This window comes from Nitrospira sp. BLG_1 (assembly GCF_047338595.1).
Taxonomy (GTDB): Bacteria; Nitrospirota; Nitrospiria; order Nitrospirales; family Nitrospiraceae; genus Nitrospira_D.
In genome coordinates, this window is record NZ_JBLFBO010000060.1 from 1 (window position 1) to 12743 (window position 12743).

Genomic DNA, 12743 nt, shown 5'->3' on the forward strand with positions numbered 1-12743 from the left:
TCCAGAGCTGGAGCACCGCTAACAGCTCGCGGCTGGGAACCAGGTACTTTTCAATCGCATTGTCCACGCCCGGGCCAAACATCTGTCGGGCATAGCCACGCGGCGAATGCCGAGGCGGAATGTAAAACCCATTGGGCTCGGTCCCCCATTGCGGATAAAGGGGAAGGGCAATCTGTTCCACTCGAATTGCGTAGTACAATGGATGCCATCGATCTTCGGCCCACAGGCCGTCGTCCCCGATCCGCACCAGACTCTGCATGCGAATCTTTCCGACGCAGGCCGCCATGCATCGGGTTTCCATTGGCTCACCGCCGGTGAGAGGGTCCTTACCCTCGATCCGTGGATAGCAGGCGATACATTTTTCGCTGACTCGGGTAGTTCCTCGGTACATTGGCTTCTTATACGGACACTGCTCCACGCATTTCTTATACCCACGGCACCGATTCTGGTCGATCAAGACAATGCCGTCTTCCGGTCGCTTATAAATTGCCTTTCTTGGGCAGGCCGCCAGACAGCCAGGATAGGTGCAGTGATTGCAGATGCGTTGGAGATAGAAGTAGAAAGTTTCATGTTCGGGGAGACTACTTCCAGTCATTTTCCAGGGTTCATCTCGTGAGAAACCCGTCTTATCGATGCCCTCGACCAGGGCTCGCATTGAAGTGGCTGTATCTTCGTAGATGTTCACGAAGCGCCATTCCTGGTCCGTTGGAATATAACCAATTGCCGCTTGGCCCACTTTGGCCCCGGCATCAAAAATGGTCATCCCTTCAAACACACCATAAGGAGCATGGTGTTTTCGTCCAACACGGACGTTCCAGACTTGCCCTCCAGGATTAACCTGTTCAATCAACTGCGTGATTTTGACATCGTAGAACTGTGGATACCCGCCGTAGGGCTTGGTCTCCACATTGTTCCACCACATGTACTCCTGTCCCTTAGAAAAGAGCCAGGTCGATTTATCGGCCATACTACAGGTCTGACAGGCCAAACAGCGATTGATGTTGAACACGAAAGCAAACTGCCATTTTGGATGTCGTTCCTCGTAGGGATACAACATCTTTCGTCCCAGTTGCCAATTATAGACTTCGGGCATTGCGTCCTCCGTTCGTACGTTCGACGTGCTCTATTTGGAGATCGGACATACGCCGATCGATCTCCAAGCGTTGTGTCATTTTCCTGGTTTACACCTTAATTTTGATGTGTTCACCCTTGAGCCACTTGATCATAAATTCGTTCTCTTGACCCGGCGTGAATCCCGTCCGAACCGGTTCCCACGGCCCGCGAGCCCCGATGCCACCGTCTTCGGCTTTGGTAATACGTATGAGACATTCTTTCGGTACCGTGTTGACCGCATGGTGGTCGATTTCAAACCCCCACTTAAACTTCAGCCCATTCGCACTCTTGCCCGGGAGCGAATCGGTTTGATGCATTGGCATGAGCCAGCTCCTCGTAAAGGATTGTTGGGCGCCGTATCGGAAGTTCGACTGATAGCCGGTATCAATCGCGATCGCCCGTCCGTCTGGTCTAGTCTCATGCCCTTTCACGGACTTGGCAGTTGACACATACGGAGCGTGCTTCGCCATCGTGACATGATACGGATAGGCTGGGTTGTACTTGGCGCGAATCATCAATCGCGCGACCTTGTAATAGGGATCGCTCGGTTTCCAGCCGCGGTAGGGACGGTCCACTGGATTTCCATCGATGTACACATAATCACCGTCATTGATGCCGCGATCTTTGGCCGCTTGGGGATTGATGTGGACCTGGTGTTCGCCGACTCCTGGCGTCCGTTTATCCATCCGGTACGGATCTCCGAAGTTGGACTCATAAATCTGCACCCAGTCGTTCACCGACCATTGACTATGAACTCGGTGACGGGTCTTTGGGGTCACACAGTAGAACTGGTACCCCTTTTCCCAGAGGGGATTGGTGTGGCGCTTGATTTCAGCCCACGAGAGCTTGATGTTCCGGATTGTTTTGTCGTCGTGGTGTTGGGCCGTGACGGGAATGCCATAATCGTCAGGCCGAACATGGGGGTTGGTCGTGAAAATGGCGTTCGGCAGGTAGGGCGTCGCCTCAGGACCTTCGCGATGGGAGATAAAGTTTTCGCCGTACTCGATCGCTTCCGGTTCAACCCGATAGCTCTCGATGCGCCCCGATCGGGTCCACATTGGCTTCGATTCGTTCGTCTCCTCCCAGAGGGGGTGCCGCGGGTAGGTCCGCACCATGACCATCCACCCCTTTTCCGACTTCAAGAGCACGTCGGCACTATACCCGTAAAAGGTGCTCGACGCATCCAGGAGACGTTGGGCGTAGACGTCCACGCGATTCTCATAGACAAAATGGAAGACGTCTCGCATGCGTTTCTCGCCTGTGATCTCGGCGAGTCGAGCCGCCACCCCGGCAAACGTATCGGCATCGTTCCGCGTGTCGTACAGCGGACGGATCCCCCCCTTCCAAATCTGAACCCAGGGATTCGACACGGTGGCCGTCATTTCCGGATAGGTGAACTCCATCCAGGAATTCACGGCAAAGGCGATATCCGCATGGTTGACGTCGGACGTCATCTCGATGTCCTGCGTGATGAGACATTCGATGTTGGGGTCGACGTTCCGCACCATGTCATAGTGGTGCTTGGCATTGTTCAACAGGTTGACGTTGACGACCCAGCGCAGTTTGCTGGGGGTCGGCATATGGGTCTTCCCCGTAAAGACCTTGCGGCCATACTTCGGAGTATTGACGATCAACGCCGTATCACCGTGATTCCAGTACGCAGGCTCTTCGCCATAGTAGTAGTTCTTGTACTTAATTTCCTTCCCATGGGCATTCGGGTCCAGATTGAGCTGCCAGGGATCTTCCGATAAGTGTACGCCGCCCCCAGCCCCCGACCAGGGCGTCGCATTCCAAATCCCCACTTTGTAATTGCCGGACCAGGTATGGCAGCCGGCACCGAACTTGCCAATATTGCCGGTCAAGGTCAGGACCAGGGCGGCCGCCCGTCCATTGGAGGTCATATGAAAATAGTGACAGACCCCCTCACCGTTGTGAATGGCCGCCGGTTTAATCGTGCCTGAGTCGCGCGCCCAGCGGACCAGGAGATCCTTGGGCGAGCGGGTGATCTGATGTGTGGTATCGAGATCATAGTCTTGGAAGTGGATCTGATACATCTGGTAGATGGGCTGCGCATCGATTTCGCGTCCGTTCAACAGCTTGACTCGATAGGTGCCGGTCAATGCCGGCTGAATGCCGCTGCTATCGAAATGCCAGCCAACCTGCTCACGATGCAGCGGGACGGCTTGCTGCTTGGCCAGGTCCCACACCATGAACCCGCCTAACCGTTCGATGTACTCTGGTTTCAATGCTTGGATTCGGCCGGAATAACTGTGGGAGAAATCAGGGAACTTGTAGTTCGGGATCACCTCCCGGGGGTCCAGATACTGGAGGGTATCCGTGCGGACCAACAAGGGCATGTCCGTGAACTGCTTGAGATAGTCGATGTCGTGCATGTTCTCATCGAGAATGATCTTGCAGGCGCCGAGGAAAAAGGCCCCATCCGACTGCGGGCGAAGGGGAATCCAGTAATCGGCGCGCTGTGCCGTGGGATTGTACTCCGGCGTGATCACCGCGAGGCGCGCCCCGCGCTCGATTGATTCGAGCTTCCAATGCGCTTCCGGCATTTTGTTCTCGACGAAATTCTTGCCCCAGCTCGTGTTGAACTTCGTGAAGCGCATATCGCTCAAATCTACGTCGCAATTTTGCGTCCCGTTCCAAAATGGCTGGGAGGGATCTTGGTCTCCATGCCAGGTGTAGTTGTTCCAATACCGGCCGCCTTGCGCCTGATCCGGACCGACCTTGCGAATCCACGTATCCAATACCGGCAGGACGCTGTTGTTGAAGCGGGTGTTGGAGTGCTTGCCAATGAATCCGAGAATGGGCATGCCGGCTCGGTGCTTGAAACAGCGCACACCCGCACCCTTCATCATTTCCACCATCTCGGGGGCATAGCCTTGTTCACGAAGACGCCGCGCCCCGGCTTCCCCGCTGTATCGGGTGGCAATGATGATCATGGCCTTCGCTGCATAGGTAAAGGCCGTATCCCAGGAGACCCGGAGCATATCGTCCAAGAACCGGCTGTCGAACTTATACTTGCGCTTCGTGTCCGAGGTGAGTTCGGGTGAGCCATCATCCATCCACTGTTTCCAGCCCTTCCGGATCAAGGGACCCTTCAAGCGATACGGCCCGTAGACGCGCCGATGGAAGGTAAATCCCTTGAGACACATTCGAGGGTTGTGCGCAAAGGTCCCGCGGTTTCCATACAAGTCTTCATAGGTCTGGTGGTCGTAGTTCTGTTCGACCCGCATCACCACTCCGTTGCGGACGAAAGCTCGAATGCGGCAGGCGTGCGTGTCGTTAGGGGAGCAGACCCATGTGAACGATGAATCGTACCGATATTGGTCGTGATAGACCCGTTCCCAGGATCGGTCCGGATACTCCCCCAAGGGGTTGCCGACCTCGATTACCGGCTGAAGCGCCGTCAATGCCAGAACTTTGTCCGCCACAGCTATGGCAGCGATCGTGCCGGCAGAAGCTTTCATGAACTGCCTACGCGTGATGACCATGTGTTCTACCTCCCATTTAGTAGTATGAGGAAGACGCAGTGATTATGAGAAAGATCAGTTTTTTTCATGAGTTCAGATTCCACTCTCCGAGATTCACGCGTGCTTAACTCAACATGCACGACAATAGTAACTCTCGCCTGCTCATTCACGAGCCAGGAACAAGCACGAGTCTAGCGTGAATCACAGTTGACGCACCAAACATTTACGAGGATGCAGTTTAGCCGAGCCCCGCTGGGATAAGGGGAGGAAAGACTACCGGCTTGGTTTGGAGAAACTACGAGGTTTTGATGGACCAACTACTGTAGTAAGTCCAGAGGCATCACGATGCGGTGACTAAGCCATGTGCCACTGCGTATTTGACCAGATCAGACGTACTATGGACGTGGAGCTGCTCCATGATCTTGGTCTTGTGAAACTCAACTGTGCGGTGAGAGATCTTCAGTTGGTCGGCGATTTCTTTCGCGGACAATCCTTCGGCAACCAATTGAAGAATCTCATGCTGTCTCGTTGTTAAGTCGTCAATCGTAGCCAAACGAGTTTGTGTCGGCTTAAGGAATGACGTCACGACCTCTTTTGTAATGAGAGGAGTCACGTAGAACTTGTCGTTCATCACGGAGCGTACCGCCTCCATCAATTCCGTGGCTGCCGATCGTTTCAACAAATAACCTGAAGCTCCGGCTCTGAACGCCGCGTCGACATAGGCCATGTCGGCATGCATCGTAACGAAAATCAGTTTCACCACCGGGAACTGCTTCTTGAGCTTTCTCGCCGCTTCAACGCCATTAAGCTTTGGCATTGAAATGTCCAGTATCACGAGGTCTGGCTCGAGCTTTATCGTGGCTTCAATGAGCGCCCGACCATCTTCCACAGACGCTACTAATTCGCAATGCACTTCCAGTAATTTTTTGAATCCTTCAAGCACAAAGGTATGGTCGTCAGCCAAGATAACTCGTGGTTTCTTCATGTGCCGCTCCAGAGAATGGGATATGTACCATAATATGTGTGCCTCGGCCTGGTTCGGACTGGATGTCAAATCGTCCTCGCACGGACCGAACCCGCTCCCGCATACTAACCAGGCCTAACCCGGGATTGCGAGCCTGAACATCCTTAAGATCGAAGCCAACACCGGCGTCATAAATCGACAGGGTAATCTCTTGCTCACCACAGGTCAATTCGAGCTCCACACGAACGGCGTGGGAATGTTTCACTATATTGGCAAGGCTCTCCTGTGAAACTCGATAGAGGCAAGAGGCGACATCGCGCGGCAAACGATCGGCCATCTCTTCTTGAACAATGACGATTTTAATCCCCGTCTTTTCCGACCATTCATCAGCCATACGTTTGAGCGCCGCAGTGAGCCCCAGATCATCCAGGATAGAGGGATGAAATTGGTATGCCATGCGGCGAACGTCATCCGAGATTCTGACCAGCCGTTGACTGAGAGATTGAATCGTTCTCTTGGTTTGCTCGGTCAGTATCGAGGGATCGGACAACATGTTCCCGATTTCGATTGCCACCAAGGCCAGTCGCTGATTAATGTCGTCGTGGAGCTCGCGAGCAATACGCCGCCGTTCTTCCTCTTGTGCCGTCATTAGCTCGGATGTCAATGACTGGAGCTGCCGCTCCGTCCTCAGCCGGTCCGTGATGTCTCGCACGATCAAGGTAAACGTCGTTTTCTCGGCGACGCTCAACTTGGAGATACTTGCTTCTGCAGGAAACTCACTTCCATCCTTTTTTACGCCAAACACTTCACGCCGTTGTGCCAACCTATGGGCCGACTCTGAATCATGAGTGAACGTGTTGATGTAGGACGAATAATCAATCCAAAATCGTTCCGGCAGCACCAGATTTATCGGCTTCCCCAGCACCTCGCTTGGATCATAACCGAACAGCTTCGCCGCTCCTTGATTAAAGAGCGTGATCGATCGATCATGTTCAGTGACGATGATGGCATCCTCCGCAAGGTCGAGGATGTCGGCAAGCCGCCTCTGAGAAAGTCGTAGCGCCTGTTCAGTGTGAACGTGTCCGGCAATTTCCATCACCAAGGTACGATTGGCAGCGGCGAGTTCCTGAGTCCTTTCTGTGACTTTTTGCTCCAGATCCTCATTCGCTTTCTGCAGCGCCGCTTCAGCCTGGCGCCGTTTCCAGGCAAACCAAACGAGTACCCACAAAATCACAATCGTGATGGACCGGTTCCCAATCTGAATCCACGGAGGCAAATTGGCAAACCATGGAGTCCCCATGCCTCCAACCATGGTGAGGAGGGTCCCTGCACCAGCAACAATTGCCGGCATCCATGAAAAACACGAAGCAGTGGCAACTAAAACAACCAAGACATAAAACTCATGATCGGCGAAGGCCATGGGTGAATACATGTCGAAAACGAACAACCCCGCCAGGAGAATGGCCATGAAGATGATCAAGACCGATTCTCTCAAACGCACATCCGTAAGCATGGTGTGGTTCCAAGTAAAAAGTTGCTATTGTTGCTTAAGGTTATCGAGGATGACAGGCGTACGTCAAATGAACGCTTATCGCCAGGCTGGACAGGTGAGCGAGGCTGAAGTCGATCTGACGACTATCAATATTTATTCTCAGGTCGGGGTGATTACATTAGTCGGCCTCATTGCCAAAAACGGGATCCCCATCATGGAGTTTGCCAATCAGCTACAGGTCAGAGGGCTGTCGAGACTTGTCGCTATCCGCAAAGCCTCCTTAACCAGACTGCGACCGGTGTTGATGACCTCGGCCGCCACCATCTTCGGCCATTTCCCGCTCATGCTGGCCACTGGACCAGGAGCGGCAGCCCGCAATAGTATCGGCATGATGCTCGTCACTGGGATGACGGTCGGGACTCTCTTTACCCTCTTTGTCGTCCCGGTGTTCTACTCGCTGATTGCCGCACAACATCAATCAGATGCAGTACCAGAAAACGAGACAGGCACAGCGCTCCTACCGGCAGAAGCCGAAGCATAGGCCACTACCGTTAGCTGGACCGGCTTGTTCCTCCAATATCTCCACATCAAGAGAAGAAAGCCCTGTCGATTTTTTCCCTTCTCGACGACTATCTTACGAGCAAGCCGATAGCGTATAGCCAATGGCTTATGGCAGGTACCAACCACTTCAACAGTAGGAGGGAAGCATGGCGAAGAAGACAACAAAGAGAAAGACACAAATCTCGCAGATACGGGCCAGTATTTGTTGGTTTGAAGTTCCGGCAGATGATTTGAGCCGAGCCAAGAAGTTCTATCAATCGATGTTCGGCTGGAAGTTTGCCACACTGCCCGCCGCCATCAACGACTACTGGCATATCGATACCGGGGGCCCAGATGCGTCACCCGATGGCGGCATGATGCCCCGCATGCATCCTCAACAGCCGATCACGAACTACATCAGCGTTCCATCAGTCAGTAAAGCGGCGGCCAAGGTTGAAAAACTCGGCGGAACAGTCTGTAAACCCAAGACGGCTGTGCCCGGTATGGGCTACTTCACCATTTGCCTGGATACCGAGGGCAATACCTTTGCCCTGTGGGAAATGAACGAACGAGCCAAGTAGCGGGCCCTTACCCCATGAATACACGTGACCCAGGAGGCCATGATGAAATACCTCTGCCTTGTCTACCTTGAAGAGAGGATCTTGAACGGATTCCCTGCCCCTGAACGTCGTGCGATCTCGGACGAAGCGATGGCCTATTGCGACAAATTGAAGAAAGCCGGTCAGTTGCTTGCGGCTTCCCCCCTTCACCCAGCAGAGACCGCCACGACCGTGCGGGTCCGAGAAGACAAGACCACGACCACCGATGGGCCATTTGCTGAGACAAAAGAACAACTCGGCGGATTTTTAATGATCGACGTCCCGGACCTGAACGACGCTATCCGTATCGCCGCGCAGTTTCCCGCCGCCCGGTTCGGCAGCGTGGAAGTGCGACCGATGAAGGAACTCGGGTGTGCTGACTAGCAGGCTGTTGACAAAGGCCGCCAGCGGCGTTCTCGCGTCGCTCAGAGGCTCAACGTACGGCACAGAGTACGATTCGCCTCTTCGCTCGCTGCGGCCTTGCTGGACAGCCTTTCTGAACAGCATGTGGGGTCTCTCGATTCAGTTGGTCACGCTGTTCACCGAGCCATTTGAGATACAGCCTAGGGTTTGTCAACACACTGCTAGCCATCGCTGATCAGCATGAAGGGGAATTCCATCGGAGTCTCCTCAATGAGCGCGTACGCATCCAGGTTAGGCTCGAATCACCTCAAGAACCGAGAGGGTACTCCGAGTCGAAATAGTCGCATGAAGTCTCAGCCCTGCTTGATGAAACAATTCATTGAATTCCTGTTCCGATCGTTCGCGCCCTTCCCCAAACACCATCATGAGGATGTCCATCACCTTTGCGGGATGCGGCTGATTGCCAGAAGGGACCAATGCTTCCATGACCAGTAACGGAGTCGTCGAACTCATCACCTTGGCACAATTGCGGAGCAGCCGAACACAGTGTTCATCACTCCAATCATGCAGAATGCGTTTCAGCAAATAGGCATCCCCACCGACCGGCACTGATTGAAAGAAGTCTCCGCCGACGGTTCGCCAGCGACCGCTCAACCGAGCATGATCCACATAGGCCGGGACCTGGACCACCTGAGGGACATCGAACAACGTGCCCTGGACGGTCGGATGGGAGGTCAGGATTTCTGCGAGCAGTCCACCTTGCCCACCGCCGACATCGACGAGATGACCGAAGCGGGAAAAATCATAGGCCTGAGCCATTGCAGAGTTTTCGGCGGTCGCGAAATTGGCCATTCCTCGATCGAACCATCTTCCGCATTCGGGATGATCCTGAACATAGTCAAAGAAGCGCTTTCCCTGCTGACACTCAAAAGCCGGCTGGCCGGTCATAACACTGTGGCGTAATGCGCCTACGGCATTCCACCATGAACCGTCACCCGCCACCTCGCCACACAACAGCACGCCGTCCCGCATGACACCTTGTTGCAGAAGCGCCGCGGCCGGCGTCAAGGTAAACTCTCCGTGCTCATCTTCGGCAAACACCCCATAGGCGGCCAATGTTCGCAGGAGGCGCCGCAGTGATGGCTGATGGGCTCTGAGCTGTGTAGCAAGCACTTCAATCGTCTTGGGACCGTCTCTCAGAAAATCGGCGATGCCGAGTTCAGCAGCGACGTGAAGGCTCCTGGAGACAAGATAGCCGAGCGAGAGATTCATGATCAGCTCGACGGGAGATGTGGCAGGTGGTCTTTCAATCGTGTCATGTGTGGCAATCGTCATGGTTTCCTCTCGTGGTAGAGTATGGGGCGTTCGTTCCTACTCCTTCCTCTACGAAGGGAACGGGAGATTGGATTCACAGGACTGTATCTGCGTAAGCTTCCGGCTGAACATGGGACTCGCGTCGATTTATGACCCCTATGTCGACCATATGCAGGGAGTGCGGTTGGCCTCAGCCGATCACAGGCTCCAATTGTCATCAGGACAGAGCCCCTGGCTTGGGAGACTGTAGGTGTGAGCATCACGACCCAGGCTCGTGCGCAAGTCGAAGGAATCTACCGCGCCGAATCGCGGCAGGCTCTTGCTACATTGATCCGCCTACTCGGTGATTTTGACGCAGCCGAAGAAGCCTTGCAGGAAGCCTTCGCGGTTGCGATGGAACAGTGGCCACGTGACGGCCTGCCGGCCAATCCTCGCGCCTGGCTGGTCTCCACCGGACGATTCAAAGCCATCGATGGCATGAGGCGCCGCGCCCGCTATGACGCGTCCTTGAGCGAACTTGCCAAACACCTGGAGGTCACCACCAACGATTCCTCCGCACAGGAAGATGAGCATATTGAAGACGACCGTCTCCGTCTGATCTTTACCTGTTGTCATCCGGCTCTTGCAGAAGAATCGCAACTGGCCATGACGCTGCGGGAGGTCTGCAATCTCACCACAGAGGAGATCGCTCGGGCCTTTCTCACCAAACCGGCGACGATGGCCCAGCGAATTGTCAGGGCAAAAACCAAGATTCGTGATGCACGTATCCCCTATGAGGTCCCACCGCCGTCAGAACTCCCGGAACGGCTAGACTCGGTGCTGCGCGTCGTGTACTTGGTCTTTAACGAAGGCTACTCCGCTTCCTTTGGAGCATCGCTCACACGAGCTGACCTCTCCGGCGAAGCGATTCGCCTTGGCCGACTTCTCGTACAGCTCTTGCCGGAACCGGAGGTCATGGGACTACTCGCCTTGATGCTGTTGCATGAATCGAGAAGACCAGCCCGCACGTCTGCCAATGGCGATCTTGTACTCTTGGAACAACAAGACCGTTCACTCTGGAACCAAGCACAGATCGCAGAAGGCATCGCACTCGTGGAACGCGCCCTGTCGTCGAAGCGCATTGGCCCCTATACGCTCCAAGCAGCCATCGCCGCCGTCCATGCCGAAGCCCTGAGCGCCGAACAAACGGATTGGGCACAAATCGTGGCTTTGTATGATGTACTGCTACGAGTCGAACCTTCGCCGATCATCCAGCTCAATCGAGCAGTGGCCATTGCCATGCGTGATGGACCGGCTAAGGGCTTGGAACTCGTCGATGCACTGCTAGCGCGCGGTGAGTTAGCCCAGTATCACTTGGCCCATGCCGCACGAGCCGACTTCTGCCGAAGGCTTGGCAGGAATGCCGAGGCCCGCGTCTCGTATCAACGTGCGCTGGCGATCGCGAAGCAAGAACCGGAACGACGATTTCTAGAGAAACGGCTAAGCGAGCTGAAAAATTGAAAAGAGAATCCCGCAACAATCGCGTCGGAGTGGAATTTCAAGAAAACGGCTCCTATCGCACAGACCCCGAGGTCTCAATCACGCGCTGCCCTCACTATGCGGTAATTTTTGAGCGCCCCCCCGTCCTTCAACAGATTGACTCTCGACCACCTCAAATCCCTGCGCTTCAAAGAACGGACACGCCACCAACTTCTGCCGCCGGTTCAGCACCAGCTATGCCTTTGACGACCCGACATTATCTGTTGGCAACAGCGGCAAATCCAGCTCCTTCAAGAATCCATTGTGCGTATCCCGGGCGTTCTGGATGTCTTTTTCAATCTCCACCAGTGCCTCGTGCGTCGCCGCGAGGTCAATCTCCTCCTCGCCCACGGCCGTGCTGATGTAGCGAGAGATGTTGAGATTGAAATCGTTACCCTATAACCGTGGCCGGTTCAATGAATCGCGGCTGCTCGGGCAGCATCGCAGAGAGATGTTCTCCAAGATCTCTGAAGGCAAACGGGTGCGGGCGAGTTGCTGGTAGGCGAACGAAAACTGCCAAAAGGCATTTTTTACCACCCACACCACCTGGGGAGACAAGCCAGCATGAACTGCTGAGTGCATCAGCTGAGAGGATGCTTCCAACGTAGGCTCTTGAAGCGGGCATAGTCCCGGTCGGTGGTGATCCATTCAGCGCCTGCCTCGATCGCGAGGGCGGCCAGGTAGGTGTCGGGAATGAGATTTCCCTTGGCGTTCACCTCCTGGCACAAACGCTGGAAGATATCCCAGTGTCGCTCACCCGGCGTCAGCGTCACGGCATTCGGATGATTGCGCAACGATGAGACAAATTGCATGGCAAGCGGCAGCGGCGTGGGATCACCGAAGACGCGAGGATGAGTCACCACTCGGAGAAATCCGCTCAGCACCAGATCACATAGGCCGAACGCCCGATCAGAATCGAGTAGTCTCTCTAACCAGCTCTGGTACTCCGCGTGGCGTACCGAATCATGCCGGTGAGCATAGACGAGGACATTAACGTCGAGCAGAATCACCTGATGACTCCATCACGTCGAGCAGGCATGCGGTATCGTCGAGATCGACCCCGGGGAGCGGACCTTTCTTCCCATAGGTCGGTAAGGTCACTCGCCCAGACCGCCGTGTGCGACGGCGTCTGGCCAGGCTCTCACGGAGGGTATCTTCAATGAGAGCCGTCACCGTGGAGTGGGATGCGGCCGCCAGCTTCTTGATCTGCGTCATGAGGTCGTCAGGGAGGTTAATCGTTGTTCTCATGCATCAAAGCATATCGAGTGCTCATATTGATGTCAACGTCTTGTTGCTATGAGGGGCGTGTCAAGTTTTCTGTGTAACTGGTGGTGGTTAATCACGGGTCGGCACGC

The 12743-nt window shown here is 54.8% G+C and carries 10 protein-coding genes and 2 pseudogenes; 4 read left to right on the forward strand and 8 right to left on the reverse strand.

The window, feature by feature from the left end:
* The 4 genes from ACMTNU_RS18915 to ACMTNU_RS18930 all read right to left on the reverse strand — a co-directional run.
* Positions 1-1093: 4Fe-4S dicluster domain-containing protein (locus ACMTNU_RS18915; protein ID WP_413936847.1), on the reverse strand; the 1093-nt coding region annotated here is incomplete at its 3' end.
* A gap of 88 nt (positions 1094-1181) precedes the next feature.
* Entirely contained in the window at positions 1182-4619 is a 3438-nt protein-coding gene (locus ACMTNU_RS18920; RefSeq protein WP_413936848.1) for a molybdopterin-dependent oxidoreductase, read from the reverse strand.
* Positions 4620-4938: 319 nt separating this feature from the next.
* Positions 4939-5583: a response regulator gene (locus tag ACMTNU_RS18925; protein WP_413936849.1), complete on the reverse strand. Its 645-nt coding sequence runs from the start codon at positions 5581-5583 to the stop codon at positions 4939-4941.
* Positions 5555-7075 (reverse strand): PAS domain S-box protein, encoded by a 1521-nt coding sequence (locus ACMTNU_RS18930; RefSeq protein WP_413936850.1) that lies wholly within the window; start codon positions 7073-7075, stop codon positions 5555-5557. Before ACMTNU_RS18930 ends, ACMTNU_RS18925 begins: the two co-directional genes overlap by 29 nt.
* Before the next feature lie 118 nt (positions 7076-7193).
* Between ACMTNU_RS18930 and ACMTNU_RS18935 the strand changes: the two are divergent.
* The 3 genes and pseudogenes from ACMTNU_RS18935 to ACMTNU_RS18945 form a co-directional block, all read left to right on the forward strand.
* Positions 7194-7595, forward strand: a pseudogene (locus ACMTNU_RS18935) (efflux RND transporter permease subunit); the annotation flags it as partial.
* A gap of 166 nt (positions 7596-7761) precedes the next feature.
* Positions 7762-8175 carry a VOC family protein gene (locus ACMTNU_RS18940; RefSeq protein ID WP_413936851.1) on the forward strand — a complete coding sequence of 138 codons (414 nt, stop codon included), beginning with the start codon at positions 7762-7764 and terminating at the stop codon, positions 8173-8175.
* Between the two features lie 39 nt (positions 8176-8214).
* Positions 8215-8577 (forward strand): YciI family protein, encoded by a 363-nt coding sequence (locus ACMTNU_RS18945; protein WP_413936852.1) that lies wholly within the window; start codon positions 8215-8217, stop codon positions 8575-8577.
* Positions 8578-8847: 270 nt separating this feature from the next.
* Here the strand turns inward: ACMTNU_RS18945 and ACMTNU_RS18950 are convergent, their stop codons facing one another.
* Positions 8848-9891 (reverse strand): methyltransferase, encoded by a 1044-nt coding sequence (locus ACMTNU_RS18950; RefSeq protein ID WP_413936853.1) that lies wholly within the window; start codon positions 9889-9891, stop codon positions 8848-8850.
* A 237-nt stretch (positions 9892-10128) separates the two neighbouring features.
* Between ACMTNU_RS18950 and ACMTNU_RS18955 the strand changes: the two genes are divergently transcribed.
* The gene (locus tag ACMTNU_RS18955; protein WP_413936856.1) at positions 10129-11370 is read left to right on the forward strand and encodes an RNA polymerase sigma factor; all 1242 of its coding nucleotides are present in this window, start codon (positions 10129-10131) and stop codon (positions 11368-11370) included.
* A gap of 213 nt (positions 11371-11583) precedes the next feature.
* On the opposite strand, the pseudogene ACMTNU_RS18960 reads toward ACMTNU_RS18955, so the two are convergent.
* From ACMTNU_RS18960 to ACMTNU_RS18970, 3 genes and pseudogenes are all read right to left on the reverse strand, one after another.
* Positions 11584-11781 (reverse strand): annotated as a pseudogene (locus ACMTNU_RS18960) (hypothetical protein); the annotation flags it as partial.
* A gap of 188 nt (positions 11782-11969) precedes the next feature.
* Positions 11970-12398 carry a type II toxin-antitoxin system VapC family toxin gene (locus ACMTNU_RS18965; protein ID WP_413936854.1) on the reverse strand — a complete coding sequence of 143 codons (429 nt, stop codon included), beginning with the start codon at positions 12396-12398 and terminating at the stop codon, positions 11970-11972.
* Positions 12379-12636, reverse strand: coding sequence for a ribbon-helix-helix domain-containing protein (locus ACMTNU_RS18970; RefSeq protein ID WP_413936855.1), 258 nt, complete (start codon positions 12634-12636; stop codon positions 12379-12381). Before ACMTNU_RS18970 ends, ACMTNU_RS18965 begins: the two co-directional genes overlap by 20 nt.
* Positions 12637-12743: the final 107 nt, after the last annotated feature.